This is a genomic window from Pseudomonas sp. LPH60, assembly GCF_030718165.1.
Taxonomy (GTDB): Bacteria; Pseudomonadota; Gammaproteobacteria; order Pseudomonadales; family Pseudomonadaceae; genus Aquipseudomonas; species Aquipseudomonas danubii.
The window spans coordinates 757,115-777,110 of the sequence record NZ_JAVAJH010000001.1; the positions used below are offsets into that span (position 1 = coordinate 757,115).

At 65.9% G+C, this 19,996-nt stretch carries 16 protein-coding genes and 1 pseudogene; 4 read left to right on the forward strand and 13 right to left on the reverse strand.

Annotation, left to right across the window (positions count from 1 at the left end):
• The first annotated feature begins 2 nt into the window (after positions 1-2).
• A complete protein-coding gene (locus Q8O96_RS03430) occupies positions 3-1,727 on the forward strand; it encodes an alkaline phosphatase D family protein (RefSeq protein WP_102864178.1) in 1,725 nt (574 codons plus the stop codon).
• Positions 1,728-1,734: 7 nt separating this feature from the next.
• Here the strand turns inward: Q8O96_RS03430 and lysA are convergent, their stop codons facing one another.
• Positions 1,735-2,967, reverse strand: a complete 1,233-nt coding sequence (gene lysA, locus Q8O96_RS03435) for a diaminopimelate decarboxylase (RefSeq protein WP_305948357.1) — start codon at positions 2,965-2,967, stop codon at positions 1,735-1,737.
• 129 nt (positions 2,968-3,096) lie between these two features.
• Between lysA and Q8O96_RS03440 the strand changes: the two genes are divergently transcribed.
• Positions 3,097-4,011, forward strand: coding sequence for a LysR family transcriptional regulator (locus Q8O96_RS03440; protein WP_250330357.1), 915 nt, complete (start codon positions 3,097-3,099; stop codon positions 4,009-4,011).
• A gap of 128 nt (positions 4,012-4,139) precedes the next feature.
• Here the strand turns inward: Q8O96_RS03440 and Q8O96_RS03445 are convergent, their stop codons facing one another.
• From Q8O96_RS03445 to Q8O96_RS03455, 3 genes are read right to left on the reverse strand one after another with little or no spacing between them, the layout of a single operon-like run.
• A complete protein-coding gene (locus Q8O96_RS03445) occupies positions 4,140-5,318 on the reverse strand; it encodes an acetyl-CoA C-acetyltransferase (RefSeq protein ID WP_110652954.1) in 1,179 nt (392 codons plus the stop codon).
• Between the two features lie 11 nt (positions 5,319-5,329).
• Entirely contained in the window at positions 5,330-5,989 is a 660-nt protein-coding gene (locus Q8O96_RS03450; protein WP_011060620.1) for a CoA transferase subunit B, read from the reverse strand.
• Positions 5,990-6,026: 37 nt separating this feature from the next.
• Positions 6,027-6,725 (reverse strand): CoA transferase subunit A, encoded by a 699-nt coding sequence (locus Q8O96_RS03455; RefSeq protein ID WP_011060621.1) that lies wholly within the window; start codon positions 6,723-6,725, stop codon positions 6,027-6,029.
• A 180-nt stretch (positions 6,726-6,905) separates the two neighbouring features.
• Between Q8O96_RS03455 and Q8O96_RS03460 the strand changes: the two genes are divergently transcribed.
• Positions 6,906-7,808, forward strand: a complete 903-nt coding sequence (locus tag Q8O96_RS03460; protein ID WP_102864184.1) for a LysR family transcriptional regulator — start codon at positions 6,906-6,908, stop codon at positions 7,806-7,808.
• A gap of 3 nt (positions 7,809-7,811) precedes the next feature.
• Here the strand turns inward: Q8O96_RS03460 and Q8O96_RS03465 are convergent, their stop codons facing one another.
• Complete coding sequence (locus tag Q8O96_RS03465; RefSeq protein ID WP_305948358.1) at positions 7,812-8,654, reverse strand: NAD-dependent protein deacetylase; 843 nt, start codon at positions 8,652-8,654, stop codon at positions 7,812-7,814.
• Positions 8,655-8,737: 83 nt separating this feature from the next.
• Complete coding sequence (locus Q8O96_RS03470) at positions 8,738-9,703, reverse strand: AraC family transcriptional regulator (RefSeq protein ID WP_305948359.1); 966 nt, start codon at positions 9,701-9,703, stop codon at positions 8,738-8,740.
• A gap of 159 nt (positions 9,704-9,862) precedes the next feature.
• Here Q8O96_RS03470 and Q8O96_RS03475 point away from each other — a divergent pair, with 159 nt between their 5' ends.
• The gene (locus Q8O96_RS03475) at positions 9,863-11,068 is read left to right on the forward strand and encodes a CynX/NimT family MFS transporter (protein WP_207167441.1); all 1,206 of its coding nucleotides are present in this window, start codon (positions 9,863-9,865) and stop codon (positions 11,066-11,068) included.
• Here the strand turns inward: Q8O96_RS03475 and Q8O96_RS31140 are convergent.
• From Q8O96_RS31140 to Q8O96_RS03505, 7 genes and pseudogenes are all read right to left on the reverse strand, one after another.
• Positions 11,058-11,921: a methyl-accepting chemotaxis protein gene (locus tag Q8O96_RS31140; RefSeq protein ID WP_371826163.1), complete on the reverse strand. Its 864-nt coding sequence runs from the start codon at positions 11,919-11,921 to the stop codon at positions 11,058-11,060. The genes Q8O96_RS03475 and Q8O96_RS31140 overlap by 11 nt on opposite strands.
• Positions 11,916-12,689: pseudogene (locus tag Q8O96_RS31145) on the reverse strand (CHASE3 domain-containing protein); the annotation flags it as partial. The pseudogene Q8O96_RS31145 and the gene Q8O96_RS31140, both read right to left, overlap by 6 nt.
• Before the next feature lie 213 nt (positions 12,690-12,902).
• Complete coding sequence (locus Q8O96_RS03485; RefSeq protein WP_371826155.1) at positions 12,903-15,128, reverse strand: LTA synthase family protein; 2,226 nt, start codon at positions 15,126-15,128, stop codon at positions 12,903-12,905.
• Between the two features lie 331 nt (positions 15,129-15,459).
• Positions 15,460-16,161, reverse strand: a complete 702-nt coding sequence (locus Q8O96_RS03490) for a VIT family protein (protein WP_102864190.1) — start codon at positions 16,159-16,161, stop codon at positions 15,460-15,462.
• A 55-nt stretch (positions 16,162-16,216) separates the two neighbouring features.
• Positions 16,217-17,191, reverse strand: a complete 975-nt coding sequence (locus Q8O96_RS03495; RefSeq protein WP_180988606.1) for an FAD:protein FMN transferase — start codon at positions 17,189-17,191, stop codon at positions 16,217-16,219.
• Positions 17,181-19,370: a PepSY domain-containing protein gene (locus Q8O96_RS03500; RefSeq protein ID WP_305948362.1), complete on the reverse strand. Its 2,190-nt coding sequence runs from the start codon at positions 19,368-19,370 to the stop codon at positions 17,181-17,183. The genes Q8O96_RS03495 and Q8O96_RS03500 overlap by 11 nt, the downstream gene beginning before the upstream one ends.
• A 26-nt stretch (positions 19,371-19,396) precedes the next feature.
• Positions 19,397-19,867 carry a DUF2271 domain-containing protein gene (locus tag Q8O96_RS03505; RefSeq protein WP_305948363.1) on the reverse strand — a complete coding sequence of 157 codons (471 nt, stop codon included), beginning with the start codon at positions 19,865-19,867 and terminating at the stop codon, positions 19,397-19,399.
• Positions 19,868-19,996: the final 129 nt, after the last annotated feature.

Genomic DNA, 19,996 nt, shown 5'->3' on the forward strand with positions numbered 1-19,996 from the left:
CCGTGAGTACACTTCGCACCCCTTCTTTAGGCCCGATTGTCGGGCACACCACTGATACGTCCTGCCGTTTATGGATCGCCGCCTCCGATGCCCTGGACGAGAAGGGCGTGGCGGAGGATATCCGCACCATCGGCGTGATTGGCGTGGTGGGCAGCAATGGTCGGGTCGCGGCGGACAACATCTTCTATTTTCGCTTGCGACGCGAGTACCACCGTACCGGCACTTTCAATCTCGGTGTCGACACCAGCCTGTGGAGCAACCAGGCCGCGCGCAAGCAGCTCAAGCCCTTTGTGCTGACGCCTGACACCCGGTATCGGGTGCGCATGGCGTCGCTCAACGTCGATGACGCGGGCAGCAACGATGATGATGTGTCCAGCGAGTCGGTGGTGCAGCGTCTGCCCGAGCCTGGCGCCTGGGCCAATGATCTGAACCGCACCGGGGCCGACAAGATGTACGTCGAAGCCGAGTTCACAACCCACCCCAGTGCCGGCGCCAAACCAGCGCCCCTGAGCTTTCTGCTGGGGTCTTGCCGCTACCCGGGGCTGCTGTGGAAACGCAAGAATTCCGACACCATCTTCGGGCCGATGCTGGCCGACCATGGGGATGCGCAACTGGTGCTGATGGTGGGCGACCAGATTTATGCCGACCTGTTCAACCGCCTGGTGCCGGTGGGGCTGGCGGATACGTTCGAGGAATTCGAGGAGCGCTACCACAGCGCCTTCGGCTCGCCGAACATCCGCCAATTGCTGGCCCACCTGCCCACCTACATGATCCTCGACGACCACGAGATCGAGGACAACTGGACCCAGGACCGGATTCGCAAGGACCGTGACAAGCGCCTGCTGTTCAACCTCGCCATGGGCGCCTACATGAGCTACCAGTGGAGCCATGGACCCCGCTTTGCCGACAGCTATGTCCATGGCCGGGCCATGACCGGTGACGACAAGTACCTGCAGCACTTGCAGACCAACCAGCTGTTCTACGACTTCTCCTGTGGCGACTACCCGTTCTTCGTGCTCGACACCCGTACCCAGCGCTTTCTCGATGATGTGCCCGACGCCCTGGAGGACAACCATCTGCTGGGTCGTCCTTCACTGCACCCCAGCGAACCGGGTCAGCTCGACCGGCTGTGTGCCTGGTTGCGCCACATGCAGGAGGATCGGGGCAACATCCCCAAGTTCGTGGTCACTTCCAGCGTCTTTGTGCCCAACGGTGTGGATACCGTGGGCACAGACTCTGATGCCGTGCGCCACAAGAACGACAGCGACTCCTGGTCGGCTTTCCCCTCCACGCGGCGCGCCGTGCTGGAAACCATGATCGAGCACCAGGTGCAGAACGTGGTGTTCCTGTCCGGAGACATTCACTGCTCGAACATTTCCCGGCTGACGTTCAGTGCCGCGGGTCAGGCCCTGAAGTCCTATGCCGTCACCTCGTCGGCCTTCTACTGGCCTTTTCCCTTTGCCGACGGTGACCCGGCCGGTTACGTGCACGACTCAACGGCGCCGCAGACGCCCGATAGCTTTGCGCTTCTCGACGGTACCCACACCATGGATTACCACACCTGGGCCTTTACCCAGGCCGATAACTTCGCCCGTCTCGACTTGCATCCCGACAGCGCCGAGTTGGTGGTGCAGTTCTACGGCGCCGACGGTGCGCCGCTGTTGACCCGCAAGCAGGACGACAGCGTGAACAACCAGGAGGAACGGCTCCGGCTGGAGCCCTGGTAGCGGCGCCTTACAACCCCAGTTCCAGCGCCAGCAAGTCCGCCAGGGGCTGGCGCCGGCGGATCAGCTGTGGCTGGCCGTTGGCGAACAGCACTTCCGGCAGCAGCGGCCGGCTGTTGTAGTTGGAGGACATGCTGGCGCCATAGGCGCCGGTGTCGTGCAGCACCAGCAGGTCGCCAACCTGGGCCTGGGGCAGCAGGCGCGGGGTCAGGCATTCGTCGTCCTGGGTGAAGATATCGCCGGATTCGCACAGTGGGCCGCCGACCACGGTCAGCTGTTGCGGGCGCTGCACCGGCTGGCCGTTGGCGTCCAGCAGGCTCATGCCGTGGTAGGCGCCGTACATGGCCGGGCGCATCAGGTCGTTGAAGCCGGTGTCCACCAGCACGAAGTGATGCTGGCCGGCGGTCTTCACCACCCGTACTTCGCTTACCAGGCAACCGGCCTCGGCCACCAGGAAACGCCCGGGCTCGATCTCCATGCGCACGCCGTGGCCCAGGTAGGCCTCGATCTCCCGGCGCGCAACGCTCCAGGCGTTGGCGTAGCGCTGCACGTCCACCGCGGTGTCGCCGTCGCGGTAAGGGGTGGACAGGCCGCCACCAATGGAGAACGCCTCGATGTCGTGGTCCAGGGATTTCACCGCCGCCACCATGGCCGCGCCCACTTGTTCCAGGTGGTCGTAGTCGACCCCGGAACCGATGTGCATGTGCAGGCCCACCAGGTGCAGGCCGTACTGGCGGATCACCGCCAGGGCTTCGCCGACCTGATCGTGCCAGATGCCGTGTTTGCTGTTCTCGCCGCCAGTGTTGGTCTTGCGGCTGTGGCCGTGGCCGAAGCCTGGGTTGATCCGCAGCCAGACCCGGTGCCCCGGGGACTGCTCCCCGAGTTGACGGAGCATGTCGATGGAGCCGGCGTTGACCTCCACTTGCAGTTCCACCACGCGCTTGAGGGTGGCTGCGTCGAACAGGTCGCAAGTGAAGACGATGCCGGCATCCACCGGGCTGAAGCCGGCCAGCAGGGCACGCTCGATTTCTCCCAGGGATACGGCGTCGACCCGTACCCCGGCCTCGCGGATCAGGCGCAGCAGGTGCAGGTTGGACGAGGCTTTCTGGGCGTAGCGCACCACGTCGAAGGCCAGCAGCTGGGCAATGCGCGCCTGGATGGTGGCGGCGTCATAGCACCACAGTGGAGTGCCATATTGGCGGGCGGCGGCGGCGAGTTGAGCAGGAGAGAAGGGAATGGCCATGGCGATTGCTGTCTGTGGTCAGTGAGAGTGGCTGCAGCATGCCGATTTCCGGTCATTCAATAAAATATCTATTCTTTGTAGCCTGATTCAGATTTGATATGGGTTGAGCGATCAAGCGAGCCTCTGTTCATGGACATCTCCCTGCGGCACATCGAAGTCTTCCGCGCCATCATGCAGGCCGGCAGCGTCACCGGCGCCGCGCGCCTGCTGTTCACCTCGCAGCCCACGGTCAGTCGCGAACTGGCGCGGCTGGAGGCGCTTTCCGGTCTGCGCCTGTTCGACCGCGAAGGCGGGCGCCTGCTGCCCACGGCCCAGGCCCTGCTGTTGCTTGAAGAGGTCGAGCGGGCCTATGTGGGGCTGGAGCGGATTAACAGCGTGGCCCAGTCGATCCGCCGTTTCGAGCACGGCCAGTTGAGCCTGAGCTGCCTGCCACTGTTCTCCCAGACCCTGCTGCCGCGGGTGTGCCAGCGCTTTTTGCAAGCGCATCCGGGGATCGGCCTGAGCATCACTGCCCAGGAGTCGCCGCTGCTGGAAGAGTCCCTCAGCGCCCAGCGCCATGACCTGGGCCTCACCGAAAGCGAGCACCTGCCACGAGGTACTCAAGGGGAACTGCTGTTCTGCGCCGATATGGTCTGCATCCTCCCGGACGATCATCCGCTGTTGGCCAGGCCACGGCTGACTTCGGAGGATTTTCGCGGGCAGAACTTCATCAACCTCTCGGGCCTGGATATCTACCGGCAAACCCTGGACGAGCATTTTCGCCAGGCCGGGGTCGATCGCCGGGTGGTGGTGGAAACCACCAACGCCGCCTCGGTGTGCGCCATGGTGCGCCAGAAACTGGGGGTGGCGATCATCAATCCGTTGAGCGCCATGGAGGAAGTGGGGCGTGGCTTGGCGATCCGTCCGTTGCAGCTGTCGGTGCCGTATCGGGTGATGCTGATCCGCCCGGACTACCGGCCTTCATCGAGTTTTGTCGAGGGCTTTTGCCAATCGTTGCGAGAGGAAGTGCGGTGCCTGGAGGGGCAGCTACGAAACACCCTATGAAAACCGACACCCTCGCTATAGGAGCCCGCTAGCTGGCAAAGGCGACCTCTCGAACGCCTTCGCCAGCAAGCCATCTCACAGCGGGATGCTTCTGAGGGACTGGCCCGCGCAGGTCGCGGGCCGGATGGTTAGCGCTCGATGGCCAATGCCACGCCCTGACCGCCGCCGATGCACAGGGTCGCCAGGCCTTTCTTGGCATCGCGCTTGAGCATTTCATGCAGCAGGGTCACCAGCACCCGGCAACCCGACGCGCCGATCGGGTGGCCGATGGCAATGGCGCCACCGTTGACGTTGACCTTGCTCGCATCCCACGCAAGCTCCTTGGCCACGGACAGGGATTGCGCGGCGAAGGCTTCGTTGGCTTCGATCAGGTCCAACTGGTCCAGGGTCCAGCCGGCCTTGTCCAGGCAGCGGCGGGTGGCCGAGACCGGGCCGATGCCCATGATCGCCGGGTCGACCCCGGCGTTGGCGTAGGCGGCGATCCTGGCCAGTACTGGCAAGCCCAGGGCCCGGGCCTTGCTGGCGCTCATCAGCATCACCGCGGCGGCGCCGTCGTTCAGCGCCGAGGCGTTGCCGGCGGTGACGCTGCCGTCTTTCTTGAATGCCGGCTTGAGCTTGGCCAGGGCTTCGGCGGTGGTGCCGGGGCGCGGTTGTTCGTCGGTGGCGAAGGTCAGCGGTTCGCCCTTGCGCTGGGGAATCTGGATCGGCGTGATCTCGTCAACAAAGCGCCCGGCCTCGATGGCCGCTGCGGCTTTCTGTTGGGAGGCGGCGGCGAAGGCGTCCTGGGCTTCGCGGCTGATGCCGTATTTTTCCACCAGGTTCTCGGCGGTGATGCCCATGTGGTAGTCGTTGAAGGCGTCCCACAGGCCGTCGCTGATCATGCTGTCGATCATCTGGCTGTGGCCCATGCGCAGGCCGGTGCGGGCGCCGGGCAGCACGTAGTTGGAAAGGCTCATGTTTTCCTGGCCGCCGGCGATGATCACTTCGGCATCGCCGCAGCGGATGGCCTGGGCGCCCAGGTGCAGGGCTTTAAGGCCAGAGCCGCAGACCTTGTTCAGGGTCATGGCCGGCACGGCGTGGGGCAGGCCGGCCTTGATCGCGGCCTGGCGCGCGGGGTTCTGCCCGGCGCCGGCGGTGAGCACCTGGCCCATGATGACTTCGTCCACCTGGGCCGGGTCGATGCCGGTCTGGGCCAGCAGTTGGCGAATCACCGCGGCGCCCAGGTCGACGGCGGGAATGCCCGCCAGGGAGCCCTGGAAACTGCCCACGGCGGTACGAGTAGCGGCAACGATAACGACGTCTTGCATGGTGGGGCTCCTTAAGCGAACTGCATTTCAGGCACGTGGTCCGGCACGATCAGCTTGCCGGCGGTCTTGCTGACGATTTCCTCGACGCTGACCCCGGGGGCGCGCTCCTTGAGGATGAAGGCGCCGTTCTCGATCTCCAGGTAGGCCAGGTCGGTGAGCACGCGCTTGATGCACTGGGCGCCGGTCAGCGGCAGGCTGCAGCGGCTGAGCAACTTGGATTCGCCGTCTTTCGAGGCGTGGGTCATGGTGACGATGATGTTCTCGGCACCGGCCACCAGGTCCATGGCGCCGCCCATGCCCTTGACCAGCTTGCCGGGGATCATCCACGAGGCGATGTTGCCCTGCACGTCGACTTCGAAGGCGCCGAGTACGGTGAGGTCGATATGGCCGCCGCGGATCATCGCGAAGGATTCGGCGGAGGAGAAGATCGAGGCGCCAATGCGGGCGGTCACCGTCTGCTTGCCGGCGTTGATCATGTCAGCGTCGACTTCGTCTTCAGTCGGAAAGGCGCCCATGCCCAGCAGGCCGTTTTCCGACTGCAGCATGACTTCCATGCCGTCGGGGATGTAGTTGGCCACCAGGGTCGGAATGCCGATGCCGAGGTTGACGTAGAAGCCGTCCTGCAGTTCGCGGGCGACGCGCTGAGCCATTTGTTCGCGGGTAAGAGCCATGTTGGTTGTCCTTGTTAGTCGGGCTGGGGAAGGGCGATCACTTGCGCACGGTGCGCTGTTCGATGCGCTTCTCGAAGGTGCCGCAGATGACCCGGTCGACGTAGATGCCAGGGGTGTGGATCTGCGTCGGGTCCAGCTCGCCCGGCTCGACGATTTCTTCCACTTCGACCACGGTGATCTTGCCGGCGGTGGCCGCCAGGGGGTTGAAGTTCTGCGCGGTGTGGCGATAGACCACGTTGCCGAAATGGTCGGCCTTCCAGCCCTTGACGATGGCGAAGTCACCGGTGATGGATTCTTCCATCAGGTAGGTGCGGCCCTTGAACTCGCGGGTTTCCTTGCCGTCGGCCACTGGGGTGCCGACGCCGGTAGCGGTGAAGAAGGCCGGGATGCCGGCGCCGCCAGCGCGCATTTTTTCCGCCAGGGTGCCTTGGGGGGTCAACACCACTTCGATTTCGCCGCTGAGCAGCTGTTTCTCGAACAGGGCGTTTTCACCGACGTAGGAGGCGATCACCTTGCTGATCTGGCGGTCTTCCAGCAGTACGCCCAGGCCGAAACCGTCGACCCCGCAGTTGTTCGACACCACGGTCAGATCGCGGGTGCCGCGGCGCTTGATCTCGGCGATCAGGTTCTCGGGGATACCGCACAGACCGAAGCCGCCGGCGATCACGGTCATGCCATCTTGCAGACCTTCCAGGGCTTCCTCATAGGACGCCACGCGCTTATCGAAACCTGCCATTTGCACCATCCTCTTTCTTGTTCGTTGGCGGCTGGCCAGCCGTTTGCGGATCAGTGTTGCGCTGCACGATTGATTTGTTAAGTTGATTTTTAAGGTTGATTGATTTGAAAAGCAGCATAATTAGCTCCAAGCTTGCGGCCTGAAGTTTATAGCTGGCGGCTGCCCCCATGAGGATGACAGATGACGGTTAAACAGATTCGGGCCTTTCTGGCGGTGGCCCACAGTTTGAGCTTTGCCCTGGCCTGCGAACGCCTGCACCTGTCGCAGTCGGCCTTGAGCCTGACCATCAAGGCCCTGGAAGAAGGCTTGGGCGGACGGTTGTTTACCCGCAATACACGCAATGTGGCGCTGACCCCGGAAGGCGAGGCTCTGCTGCCCCTGGCCCGGCGCCTGATCGCCGATTGGGACAACGCCGAGGACGAACTGCGCCAGCGTTTCACCCTGCAGCGCGGGCGGGTCACGGTGGCGGCCATGCCGTCCTTTGCCGGTAACCTGCTGCCGCCGATTCTCAAGCACTTTCGTGCCCGCTACCCCCAGGTCAACGTCACGGTCAATGACGTGGTCAACGAGCAGGTGCTGGAGATGGTCCGCGACCGCGAGGTGGAGCTGGGGGTGGCCTTCGAGCCTCAGGACAGCACTTCCTTGCTGTTCACCCCGCTGTACATCGACCGTTTCGTGGCCGTGGTGCCCAAGGATTCGCCCCTGGCGCAGCGCAGCCGCATCGACTGGCAGACGCTGCTGCAGGAGCCCTTTATCACCCTGCAGCGGCCGTCCACGGTGCGGGTGATGCTGGAGGACCATCTGCGGGCCCGGGGCGTGCAGTTGCCGGTGGAATTCGAAAGCCACCAGTTGGCGACTGTGGGGCGCATGGTCGCCAGCGGCCTGGGTGTCAGTGCGGTGCCGGCGCTGTGTGCCCAGCACATGCGCGAGCTGGGCGGGCATTGCCTGACCCTGGATGATCCGGTGGTGGAGCGGGCCATCGGCGTCTTGACCAAGCCGGGGGAGGAGTTGTCCACCGCGGCCCAGGCGCTGTTCGACATCCTGCGCGAGGAAAACCTCGACCAGCGCGTGGCCATGCTTTGAGGCTTAGCGCAGCAGGCGTTCGGCCAACAGCGGCAGGAGCTGGTCACAGGGCTCGCCGAGCTTGAGGTCCAGCAACTCGTCGGCGCGGGTCTTGCCGAAGTTGATGGCCAGCAGCGGCTTGCCCTGGTCCGCCACGGCGCGGCACAGGCGAAACGCCGAATACGCCATCAGCGATGAACCCACCACCAGCAGGCCGGCGGCCTCGTGCACGGCACTCAAGGCCCGGGCGGCGGTGATCTGGGTCACGTTCTCGCCGAAGAACACCACGTCGGGCTTCAAGCGGTCACCGTCGCAGTAGGGGCAACGGGGGACCTGGAAGCGTTCCTCGAAGGCCGGGTCCAGCAGGGTGTCGCCATCCGGTGCCTGCACCGCGTCGACCCCGGCCAAGTACGGATTGAGTGCCTGCAACTGCTGCTGGATGGCATCGCGCTGGCTGCGTTGGCCGCAGTCCAGGCACAGCACCCGGTGCAGGCTGCCGTGCAGCTCGATGACGTCCAGGCTGCCAGCCTGATCGTGCAGGGTGTCGACATTCTGGGTGATCACCCCGGCGATGCCTCCTGCTGCCTGCAATTGCGCCAACGCCTGGTGCGCGGCATTGGGCCGGGCCTGGCGCATGCGCGGCCAGCCGAGCATGGCCCGGGCCCAGTAGCGGCGCCGGGCTTCGGCCTGGCCGAGGAACTCCTGATACATCATCGGCTGCTTGCCGCGGCGCACGCCGTCGTTGTCGCGGTAGTCGGGGATGCCCGACGGGGTGCTGATGCCGGCGCCGGTCAGGACCATGAACGGCTGGCCGTGCATGGCGGCGGCGAGTTGTTCGAGCGGTGGGGCAGTAGGGCGGTCGATCATGGGCTGCACTCGTTTCCAGTGACCAGGGACGCCTACCAGAAATAGACGCAAAGCCTTCGCGGCGCCAGTGTCTTACCCGTGGTTCAGCGCCGGGGGCCGAACACCGACTTGGGTGACTTGCCATAGAACCGGGTAAAGGCCGCGCTGAAGTTGCCGGGAAAGCGGTAGCCCACCTGATAGGCCGCCTGGGCCACTTGGCAGCCGCCTTCCAGCAGGCGGTGGGCATGGCCCATGCGGATTTCCAGGAGCATGCGCTGCGGCGTGGTGTGGTAGTGCTCGCGCAGGCCCTGCTTGAGCTTGAACTCGTTCAGCCCCACAGCGGCGCACAGATAGGCCACGCTCAAGGGCTGGTGCATCTGCTCGAACATCAGGTCGCGTACCCGCTGCAGCCGTTCAAGATCGGCGGCCTTCAGGCGCCGGCCCGGGGCGACAGGGGCGGGGGCCAGGGCCTGCAATTGCAGGGACAGCAGGCTCAGGGCGTGAATGTGCAACTCCAGCGTCGCTGGCTGCTGCCGGCCCCAGGGTTGGGCCAGGGCACTGAGAGGGCCGGCGCTGGCCCGGGAGGTGGGCCCGCAGGCCAGCAATTGCACGGCGTCCTGGCCCAGCAACTGGCGAGCCCGGGTGGGGCCCAGGTACTGCTGGAGCAGGGTTTCGCCCACCAGCAGGCGCAGTTGCTCCACCGTTTCATTGGCGCCATAACGGCGTTCGCCGCGGCTGGCCTGGAAGGCGCTGACGCTGGTGTGCCCGGCGCGAAACACCAGGCTCGAACCCTTGGCGTCGAGGTAGCCCGAGGTGCCTTGCAGGGCACAGGTGATCACCAGTAGACGGCCAGCGTGGCAACTGCTGGCCTCTTCGATCAAGGGGCGATTGGGGTGGTAGCGCGAGCGCACCAGGGTGAGGTCCTGGGCCAGGGGCAGGCTGTCGCTGTAGCAATCGCCCAGGGCCTGGGGCAACTGCTGGCGTGACCCGCCGCCCGGGGCCTGGCGGTGCTCGCGTGGTGCGTGGCACGGCAAGCGATAGGACTGGGAAGAACCGGGTGCAACGGCCATGTTCGCGCTCCTGCAATGGATGTTCTGCGTTTGCCATGGGAATGGATCCGTTTCCCATATGAACACGCATGATAAGTATTCTCGCTGGAAAGTAAGCTGTTTCCCAAGCAGGGGTGAGCGTCGTCACCCGGCGGCGCGCCACCTGCCACGGAGCAAGGGATGAACCCTCAGAGCTTGAAAAACGCCAGTCCCCGGGGGCTCTGGCTGCGTACGGTGCTGGTGTGTGCCATGGGCCTGCCGATGCTGATCTTCTATGCCATCGGCGCCCTCGGGCCCCTGCTGATCGCCGATCTTGGGATTGCGCCCCACTGGCTGGGCTGGCTGCTGACCAGCGCCTTTGGCCTGGCGGCATTGCTGTCCCTGTGGGCGGGGCCGCTGGCCAGCCGACTCGGCATCCGCCGGGGCCTGGCCTTGCTGTTCTGGGCGACCCTGGCCGGGTATGGCCTGCTGGTCAGCTTGCCGGGCTTTGCCGGGGCGCTGCTGGCCCTGGCGATCTGCGGAGTGGCCCAGGCCCTGGCCAACCCGGTGACCCAACTGCTGGTGGCCGAGTGTGTCGAGGCCCGCAGCAAGGCCGCGGTGGTGGGGCTGAAACAGTCCGGGGTGCAGTTGTCCGCGCTGATCGCCGGCCTGTTGCTGCCGCCTCTGGCCGGGTCTCTGGGCTGGCGCGCAGCCCTGGCCTGCCTGCTTGTGCCGACATTGCTGCTGGCCCTGTGGGGGCCCAGGGTGGCGCCGGACAGCGCCGTGGGCAAGGCCGTGAGCCTGACGATTCCCCGGCCCAATTCACGGCTGACGCTGCTGCTCAGCGTGCAGCTGTGTGTCGGCCTGGTGCTTTCGTCCTTCGTGACCTTTCTTGGGGTATTCGCGGCCCGCCAAGGAGTGACGGTCGGCGAGACCGGGGCCATGGTCGCCGGGTTCGGGGTCATGGGCATCCTGGCCCGAACCCTGCTGACGCCATTGGCGGCCCGCATGGCCGAGGAGTCCTGGCTGCTGCTGACGCTGATGCTCCTGGCCAGCCTGGCCCTGGCGGTGACTGCCCAGGCCACGCCTCAGGCGCACTGGCCCTTGTGGTTCGGCGCTCTGGGCATGGGCCTGAGCGCCGTGGCCACCAACGCTATCGCCATGAGCATGCTGCTGCGCGATCCGGCCTTTGGCAGCCCCGCCTGCGCCTCGGGTCTGCTCTCGGCAGGCTTCTTCGCCGGGTTCGCCCTGGGACCGGTGCTATTCGGCGCCGTGCAGCAGGGCGCGGCGGATTTTGCCAGCGCCTGGCTGATGCTGATCGCGGTCCTGCTGCTGGGTGCGGGGCTGAGTCTGATGCTGGTGCGTGCCCGAGCGCTTGAGTCGGGCAGTGCCAGTCCTAGAGCCTGAACACACTCACCTGCTGTTCCAGGTTCTGCGCCAGTTGCTGCAGGGAGCGGGCTGTCTCGGTGGTTTCCTCCACCGCCTGGCTGTTCTGCTGGGACATCTGCGCGATGCGCTCGACATTGCGCGCCACATCCTGGCTGGCGGCGGTCTGCTCCCGCAGGGCCAGGGAGATCTGGTCCACCACCCGCACCACATTGCCGGACGAGGTGCGGATATTGACGATGGCCTCACCGGCCTGCTGGGCCAGTTCGACACCGTTTTTCACCTGATTGACCCCCACGTCCATGCTGCTCACCGCCTCTCGGGTGCCCAGCTGGATCTTGCCGACCATTTCGGTGATTTCCTGGGTCGAGTTGGCCGTGCGCTGGGCCAGCAGGCGCACCTCATCGGCGACCACGGCGAAGCCGCGACCCTGTTCCCCGGCCCGGGCGGCTTCGATGGCCGCGTTGAGGGCCAGCAGGTTGGTCTGCTCGGCAATGCCCTTGATCACCCCGACGATGCTGGAGATCTGCTCGGCGTGCTGGCCCAGTTCACCGATCTGGGAGGCCGAGGCCTGCACGGTCTCGGCGATCAGGCGCATGCTGCCCAGGGTGTCCTGGATCACGCTGCCGCCTTCCTCGGACTGGCGCCCGGACTCGCTGGACAGGGCGTGGGCATCCCCGGCGTTGTCCGCCACATGGTTGATGCTCACGGTCAGCTCTTCCACCGTGGCCGCCATGGAGGAGGCCGAGTGGGACTGCTCCTGGGCCGAGGCCGAGAGCTGCAACGAAGCGCTGGAAATGCTCTGGGAGGCGCTGACCAACTGGTCGGCCCCCTGCTTGATCTGGCTGATCATGCTCCGCAGGCGCTCCTGCATGGCGGCGAAGGCCTGCAGCAGGTTGCTCACCTCATCACGGCCGGTGGCGCTGATGCTGCTGTCCAGACGGCCGGCGGCGATGGCCTTGGCCACGTCCACGGCCTGGCGGATACGGCCCACCAGATTGCTGGACAGCGACCAGGCCACCAGCATGGCCAGCGCCGCCGCCAGCAAGCCACCGCCGATCAGGATCGCCAGGGCCGAGGCCTTGGCGTCGTCCATGGCCTGGCTGCGGGCGTCCTGCAGGCTTTTTTCCGCGTCGCGCAATTCACTGGTGAGCTGGCGCATGGCGTCCATCTTGGCCTTGTCGCGACCGGCGCTGATCTGTTCGGCCATGGCGGTGGCCGGCTGGCTGCCGGCGTTGATCGCCCGGCGCAGGTCCAGGTTGCCCTGGACGTCGTCGCGCAGCCACTGGTCGTGCAGGGCCTTGAGTCGCTCCAGGCGCGCCTGCTGCTCGGGGTTGTCGGAGGTGCTGCTTTTGATCCGGGCGTAATAGTCGGCAAAGGCTTTTTCGCCTTGCTCCAGAGGTTCGAGGAAGCTGTCGCGACCGGTGAGGGCATAACCGCGCATGCCGGTCTCGACATTGATCAGGCTGCGCAGCAGGGCGTCGGACTGGCTCAGGACCTCGTAACTGTGGATGTTGCTTTTGACACTGCTGCTGACCTGATCGAAACCGCGCAGGGCCGCTAGCACCAGCAGCAGGAGGATCAGCAGGACGACGCCGAAACCGGCATAGAGCTTTTGTGAAATGCTCAGATTGGAAAACATAGGAAGGACCGCTCCTAAACCGTTGACTGAATGCTTCACAGGGCTGTGTCTCGACGAGGCAGCGTGATAGCTCAATGATGTTCAAATGACATCAACGGTCCGACTTTTCCTGTACAAAAAAAGTTTCATGTACAGGAAAATATTTTTTGCGGGGCGTGTAGAGGGGCGCATCGAGCGTCGCCCGAAAGGGCGCTGCTCGATGTCCGGCAGGGTTCAGCTGGAATGGGCGCTGCTGTCTTCTTCGGGGTCGACGTTTTCAGGTTGCCCCGGCAACTCGGTGATCACGCTGAAGTCGCTGACTTCCACCGCGCCCAGGCCGTAGCCCAGAAGGTGGAAGGAGAACGCCTTGCGGGTTTCCGGGTTGTCGAAGCTGAAGTCCATCTGCAGCGGCTGGTCGGGGGTTACCAGCATTTCTTCCGGCAGGCCCAGGGGGACGTCCTGTTCCAGTTCCTTGCCCTTGAGCAGGATGTAGGCGTTCTGCTGCGGGTCGGCGGAGCGCACGGTGAAACGCACCCGGGTCTGGGAACCCTTGGGCATTTCCAGGTACTGGGCGCCAATCAGGTTGTCGGCCCAGTCATCCTTGATCTGCGCCTGCAGCGGGATGATCGCCGGGCTGCCGAACTGATAGTGCTGGTTCAGCGGCGATTGCAGCAGGCTGCGATCCAGATGCGTGGCTCGGGCACTGATCTGCCGGGCCCGCAGGCCGCCGTACTGACCCTGCAGACTGGCGCTGTCGGCGATGAAACCGGTGCTTGAGTAGTAGCGGCAGCGCTGCTGGAAATCACATTCGGTGAAGGTGCCCTGGCCGTCGTGGTAGCGCAGCTTGCCGTTGGTGTAGGACATGATTTCCCGGCCCTGGGCGTAGTCGCGGAACAACGAGCGGCCGCTGAGGCTGGCGGGCACCGGCAGGCCGAAGTAGTCCAGCACCGAGGCGCTGAGGTCGACGTGGCCGTAGGTGCCCGACTTGAGGTGGGGCAGCAGGTCCTGGTCCGGGGCCAGCATCAGGTTGAAGCCCCAGGACGAGGCCAGGCGCACGCCGTCGATGCCGTGGGATTCATCGGAGGTGATGATCACCAGGGTGTCCTTGAGCACGCCCTTGCGTTCCAGCCCCGTGAGGAACTGGTCGATGGCGTCGTCCAGGTAGCCGACCGCCGCCTGCTTGGGCGTCTCGTAGCGCTCCAGGTAGTCCTCGGGCGCGGAGTAGGGCTGGTGGGTGCCGACGGTCAGCAGGGTGAGCATCCAAGGCTGTTTTTTCTTCTTCAACTGATCCACGTAGCTCAGGGCGCCTTCGAAGAAGGCCTTGTCGTCCTTGCCCCAGGGGAATTCCAGGTAGTTGTCGTTCTTGAACCACTCAAGGCCATGGGTCGCGTCAAAGCCGATGTGCGGCATGATCTTGTCTTTGGCCATGAAGCGCAGGCCGGCGCCTTGCAGGTAGTGGGTGTTGAAACCGAACTTGTGCATCTGCGCCGGCAGGCAGGCCTGGTTGCGCTGGTTCTGGGTGAGCATCTCGACGCCTTTGGGGGTGCCGTTGTCGAGCTTGTCGTAGTCGCCGCAGAGCATGGCGTACAGGCCGCGAATGGTCTGGTGGCTGTGCAGCACGTAGTCCGGGGTGTTCATGCCACGCTCGGCCCAGGCGCTGAGCTTGGGCATCAGGTCTTCCTGGTAATGGCTGTTCAGGGCCTCGCGGTTGGTGCGGATATAGGCCCCGGGAATGCCTTCCAGGGTAATCAGCAGCACGTTGCGCGCGCGGCCGGCGCTGGGCAGCAGCGGCTGGCCTTCAAGGTCGAGACGGGTCAGCCCGGCCATGGGCGGCGGCACATCGGCGACATCGCCTTGCAGCCAGTCTTCCAATTGCATCTGCGCCTGGCCGGTGGCGGTGGCCAGGGCCTGGTGGGGCAGGTTGAACAGCTGCCACTGATCGGCTTCGCTGGGTTTGAGGTATTGGGTGGCGCCGTGGGCCAGGAGCAAGCCCAGCGGCAGAATCCAGAGCGTGCGTGGCAGTGTCGGGGTTTTCACTGCACGACTGCTGCGCTGGACCACCAGCCACAGCGCCAGCCCCAACATCAGGGTCAGCCCCAGCTCAGGGTGGGTCAGGCCGCCGCCGGTGGAATTGCCGACAAACTGCGGGTCCACCAGGTAGTGCAGATCGGCGAGGTTGGGCATGCGGCCCACCGCGCTCACCAGCTCGGCGCTGACCAGGGTCAGCAGCGCCCACACCAGCAGCACCGGCAGCGCCAGCCACCAGCGGCGGCGGTACAAGAGCAGGGTCAGCAGACTGGCGCTGGCCAGGTCGGACAGGTAACCCAGCGGATTGGACCAGCCCAGAGCCAGGCGTGCGCCCATTGGCACCAGCAACAGCAAGCCGAACAAGGTGCACAGGGGAGCAAGAGGGTGTTGGAGGCAACGACGGATCAACTTCACAAATAACCTGCCTGTCATCAAATCTTCACGCAAATGTGCGCGAGTTTAACAAGAGCTTCAGGTGAGACGTTTCTTATTCGTGGGGGGAATTCAGTTTTGGCCGAGTTGAGAATTGGCCCGGATGCTCTTCAGATTGAGCTGAAGGCCAGTGTTCAGGCGTCTGACGGCTGTTGTGGACAGGGCTGTCAGTGACGGGATTTACTATTTCAGAGTGTGAAAAAAACCGCTCCGCTGGATCTGCTCCAAGGTGATGGCGCCGCGCTGTTGCAGGTGCTGACTTGCCAGCGATGGCGCCCGGCAGGGCGGTGCGGGTCTTGAGGGGCTATTCGCCGGCAAGCCTGCTACCGGCTCAGACCACGCTACCGAACAGGCTGCCCACGGCGGCGGTAAGGCCCATGGCCAGGGCGCCCCAGAGGGTCACGCGCCAGGCACCCGGGAGCACTTTGGCACCACCGGCACGGGCTGCCAGGCCCCCCAGGCCGCCGAGGAACACCAGGGACATGCCGGCAATCCACGGCACCACGCTGTGGGTCGGGGCCATGAAGGTCACCGCCAGGGGCAGGGCCGCGCCCACCACGAAGCTCGCCGCCGAGGCCAGCGCCGCCTGCAGCGGGTTGGCCGCCAGGGCCTCGCTGATGCCCAGTTCGTCCCGGGCGTGAGCTCCCAGGGCGTCGTGGGCCATCAGTTGCTCCGCCACTTGCCGTGCCAGTTCCGGCTTCACGCCGCGGCTCTGGTAGATACGGGCCAGTTCGTTGAGCTCGGCCGGGTGGTCGCTGGCCAGTTCGAGCCGTTCCCGGGCCAGGTCGGCCTGTTCGGTGTCCGCCTGGGAGTGCACGGAAACGTATTCTCCGGCGGCCATGGACATGGCCCCCGCCACCAGCCCGGCCATGCCGGTCACCAGCAGTGTGCCGTGGCTGGCGCTGGCCGCGGCCACGCCGATCAGCAGGCTGGCGGTGGAGACGATCCCGTCATTGGCCCCCAGGACGGCGGCGCGCAACCAACCGATGCGGTCGTTGCGGTGCAGTTCGCGGTGTCGGTGCATGAATTTCATCGGCGATGGACTCAGGTTGATGGCATTGCAGACACGGAAGCTGCGGATACGGGTTTCAGCGGGCCTCGATCTCGGCCTGCAGCTGTCCACCCACAATAGACACTTCCCGCCACTGCGTACCGTCGCGGATCACGAACAAGGCATCCATACCGCGTTCCTGGGCCAGCCGTGGCCCCTCGACTTCACCGAGTACCAGCAGCGCGGTGGCCCAGGCGTCGGCCAGCATGCAGCTGCTGGCCACCACACTGACCGAGGCCAGACGATTGCGCAGGGGTTCGCCCGTCGTCGGGTCGAGGGTATGGGCGTAGGAATGCCCGGCGATGTCCACCCACCGGCGGTAGTCGCCGGAGGTGGCAATGGCCGCATCTTCCAGTTCCATTACCCCCATCACTTGGCGTTCGCCGCGCAGGGGTTTTTCCACGGCCACGCTCCAGGGCTGGCCCCCGGGCTTGCGGCCCCGGGCGCGCATTTCGCCGTCGATCCCTACCAGGTAGTCGCGGATGCCGGAGGCTTCCAGGGCCCGGGCCAGCTCATCGACGCCAAAGCCCTTGGCGATGCCGTTGAGGTCCAGGCGCAGTTTGCCGCGCTTGCGCAGGCGGTGGCGCCTGGGCTCCAGCACCAGGGCGCTGGTGGCCGGGCAGCGACGCTGCCGGCCCAGTTCACGCAAGGCCGGCAGGTCCAGGGTCCGTGGCGTGGGGCCAAAGCCCCAGCTCTGGACCAGATCCCCCACGCCAATCTCGAAGGCACCGCACGATTGCTCGCTGACCCGCAGCGCCGTGGTGATGACGCTCATCAGCTCCCGGGGCACGCTGATCCAGCGATGCCGGGGCGCGGCGTTGAGGCGGTTGAGATCGGACTGGGGGTTCCACCCCGACATCTGCTGCTCGACCCGCGCCACGGCCTGGGCCAGACGCTCGCCAAGGTCCTGGGTGGCGAAGCCCGGGGCGGCGTAGAACAGCGCGCTGTAGCGGCTGCCCATGGTCGGGCCGTTGAGGCTGTAGCGCTGCAGTGCGGCGGTTTCAGTAGACATCTTCACGGTAACGTCCTTGGGCCTTGAGGGTCAGTACGCTGAGATTGAGCGGGGCCAGCACTTCGTCCAGGGCCAGCATCACGCCCTTGGCCATGTCCCGGCTGCCGCAGACCAGCACCTGGGCGCCTTTTTCCACCAGCCGGCGCAGTGCCAGGGCATCGGCCAGCAGCCGGTCCTGCACGTAACCGCGCTCCTGGACCTGGGAGAAGGCCGCGCGCAGGGCGGTCAGGCGCCGGTCGGCCAGGTAGCCCTTGAGCTCCGGCTCGTAGAGAAAGTCCGAGGCTGGGTGACGCCCGCCCCAGTACAGGTGCATGGGCTGCCGGGAGCGGTTGCCGCGGATGAACCCCGCCAATGGGCCGATGCCAGTGCCGGCACCGATCAGGATCACCGGCTGCGCGCCTTTAAGCGGACGAAACTGCGGATTGGGCTGGATGAAACCTTGGATTCGCGCGCCCAGGTGCAGATCATGGAGAAAGCCCGAGCATAGGCCGCCCGGGTGCTTGCGCACGCAGATCTCCAGCACCCCGTCGACGCGGCTGCTGGCCAGGGAATAGAAGCGGGGCTGGGTCGTGCCGGGGGGCAGGATGCCCACCAGGTCGCCGGCCTGGAACTCGGGTAACTGTTGCCCGCTGCCGTTGGCGGCCTTGAAGCGCAGGATCCGCGTCGGCGCCTGGACCTGATCGCCATAGGCCACCGACTCCACCAGTTGCCACTCGTGGCAGGGCAGGGCGTGGGCCTGATGCTGCAGGTCCAGGGGCAAGCCCAAGGCCTGTCCCAGGGCCTGGCCCCAGCGGCGGAATTCCTGGGGCGACTGGCGATGGATGTTTTCCTGGGGCAGCAGGCACTGCGCACCGCTGGCGCTCAAGGCCTTGTGTGCCTGTTCGGCAAAGCCGCAGAAACGCGGGAACTGCCGGTCGCCAAAGCCCAGCACGGCGTACTTCAGATCAGGCGCCAGCGGCTGTTGTTGCAGGCGCGCGAGGAAGTCGCTGGCCGAGGCCGGGGCATCGCCGTCGCCGTGGGTGGCGGTGAGGATCAGTAACTGGCGGGCCTTGGGGTAGTCGCCGCGCAGCTGGTTCATCGGTGCGCTGTGGACCTTGCGTCCTGCCGCCACCAGGGCCTGCTGCAGGGTCCGGGCAAAGCCCCAGGTGCTGTTGTTTTCGCTGCCCACCAGGATCACGCAGTCGGCGGCGTCGGCCGGGCAATTGTCGTCGATCGCCACCGCGTCGCGACGCCGGCGCCACCACAGCCACAGGCCGGTGAGGCTCATCAGCGGTACCCCCAGGGCGCACACGCCCAGCAGCAGGCCCAGCCACCACAGGCCTTCCCCGGTGTGCAGTTGATAGATGAGCGCACCAAGCTGCTGCATCCCGCTGTCGGGTTGGAAGGCCAGCAGGGCACCGCTGGCCGGATCGACATAACCTTGGCCGCTGCGGGTGTGCAGGCTGTACAGGTCCTTGGGGTTGCCAGGGTCGAGGTAGACCAATTCGCGCAGATCGTTGAGGTCCAGGGCCTGCAGCGCCGCGAGGCTGGCCACCGGCAAGGCCGGGCCGGCGCTGATCGGGGGCGGCTGGGGCGGTTGGCCCTGGCCGTCGTCGGCGATCAGGCCCAAGGTGCCGGCCGACAGGTACAGCCCGCTCAGGGCCGACAGCAGCAGGCCAAGGATCGTCAGACGTCCCACCTCGGCGTGCCAGCGCTGGCTGAAACTGCCGCGCAACGGCCGCAGCAGCTTGCCCCAGCCACCGGCGCGGCGAGCCAGCAGCACGGTGCCGGACGCCGACAGCAACAGCATCGCCAGGGCGCCCAGGGCCGACACGATATGGCCCGGAGTGTCGAGAAACAGCGAGCGGTGCAGTTCCTTGACCCAGCGGGCCAAGGCCGAGGGCGTGTAGGGCGCGAGCAGCGCACCGGTCTGTGGATCGACGCGGCTGGCCAAGGTCTGGCCATGCTCTCGGTGATAGACGATCAGCGTGCCCGAAGGCGTGCGGCGGATCTGCTCGATCCCGCCCAGCTGGCCGGCCACGCGTTCGGCCAGTTGCGCCACGCTGATGTCGGCCGCCGCGGGGGGCGCCTGCAGGCGTTCCAGGGCCGGGATCAGCGCCAGGGTCGCGCCGCTGATGGCCAGCAGCATCACCAGCAGGGCGGCCAGCAGTCCGGGGATTGAGTGCAACGAGCGCAACATGGTCGGGCCTCCTCAAGGCGTAGGGCTTACAGGTCGTAGCGCAGCGACTGCACATAGGTGCTGCCGCTGGCGGGCTGGCCCGCGCCCTTGAGTGTCAGGGGCAGGACCACGTCGGCACGCACATCGCGCTGGTCTTCCACGGCGCTGTCGATGCGGATCTGATAGCCGGCGTCGATCAGGCTGTCCGCCAGATCGGCGCTGACGGTCAGGGTCTCGCCGCTGCCCACGCTGGCGCCGCTGACGCCGTCGTACTGGCCGGCGGCCGAGCCGCCACCGCGGGCCCAGTCCGGCAGGTGCTTGTAGTACTTGGCCTTTTTGCCGGCGACCCACAGGGTCTTCTGGTAGGCGCCGTTGGCGTCGGTGAGGTAGATCGCCAGGTAAGCACCGTTGCCGCTGTAGGGCTTGAGCTGGGTGGTCAGGGTCACTTCACGGGCCTGGGCCAGTGCTGGCAGGGCCAGGGCCGCGGTGAGGCAACCGGCGGCGACAAGCTTGTTCATGAGGCTGTCCTTTTCGATGAATGTGGCTGCAGCCTGGGCCGGTTAGCTGACAGCAACCTGAAGGCCGGGAAAAAACTTCAGGTCGTGGTGCTCTCGGCGATTCGGGCTTTTGCTGATCTGCCTCGCATC

What these genes read in the sequence shown, in the direction of transcription:
- lysA (WP_305948357.1), bottom strand. Translation starts at nt 2,967, where the DNA reads ATGGCCATTCCCTTCTCTCCTGCTCAACTCGCCGCCGCCGCCCGCCAA.
- Q8O96_RS03440 (WP_250330357.1), top strand. Translation starts at nt 3,097, where the DNA reads ATGGACATCTCCCTGCGGCACATCGAAGTCTTCCGCGCCATCATGCAG.
- Q8O96_RS03445 (WP_110652954.1), bottom strand. Translation starts at nt 5,318, where the DNA reads ATGCAAGACGTCGTTATCGTTGCCGCTACTCGTACCGCCGTGGGCAGT.
- Q8O96_RS03450 (WP_011060620.1), bottom strand. Translation starts at nt 5,989, where the DNA reads ATGGCTCTTACCCGCGAACAAATGGCTCAGCGCGTCGCCCGCGAACTG.
- Q8O96_RS03455 (WP_011060621.1), bottom strand. Translation starts at nt 6,725, where the DNA reads ATGGCAGGTTTCGATAAGCGCGTGGCGTCCTATGAGGAAGCCCTGGAA.
- Q8O96_RS03460 (WP_102864184.1), top strand. Translation starts at nt 6,906, where the DNA reads ATGACGGTTAAACAGATTCGGGCCTTTCTGGCGGTGGCCCACAGTTTG.
- Q8O96_RS03465 (WP_305948358.1), bottom strand. Translation starts at nt 8,654, where the DNA reads ATGATCGACCGCCCTACTGCCCCACCGCTCGAACAACTCGCCGCCGCC.
- Q8O96_RS03470 (WP_305948359.1), bottom strand. Translation starts at nt 9,703, where the DNA reads ATGGCCGTTGCACCCGGTTCTTCCCAGTCCTATCGCTTGCCGTGCCAC.
- Q8O96_RS03475 (WP_207167441.1), top strand. Translation starts at nt 9,863, where the DNA reads ATGAACCCTCAGAGCTTGAAAAACGCCAGTCCCCGGGGGCTCTGGCTG.
- Q8O96_RS31140 (WP_371826163.1), bottom strand. Translation starts at nt 11,921, where the DNA reads ATGCAGGAGCGCCTGCGGAGCATGATCAGCCAGATCAAGCAGGGGGCC.
- Q8O96_RS03485 (WP_371826155.1), bottom strand. Translation starts at nt 15,128, where the DNA reads ATGACAGGCAGGTTATTTGTGAAGTTGATCCGTCGTTGCCTCCAACAC.
- Q8O96_RS03490 (WP_102864190.1), bottom strand. Translation starts at nt 16,161, where the DNA reads ATGAAATTCATGCACCGACACCGCGAACTGCACCGCAACGACCGCATC.
- Q8O96_RS03495 (WP_180988606.1), bottom strand. Translation starts at nt 17,191, where the DNA reads ATGTCTACTGAAACCGCCGCACTGCAGCGCTACAGCCTCAACGGCCCG.
- Q8O96_RS03500 (WP_305948362.1), bottom strand. Translation starts at nt 19,370, where the DNA reads ATGTTGCGCTCGTTGCACTCAATCCCCGGACTGCTGGCCGCCCTGCTG.
- Q8O96_RS03505 (WP_305948363.1), bottom strand. Translation starts at nt 19,867, where the DNA reads ATGAACAAGCTTGTCGCCGCCGGTTGCCTCACCGCGGCCCTGGCCCTG.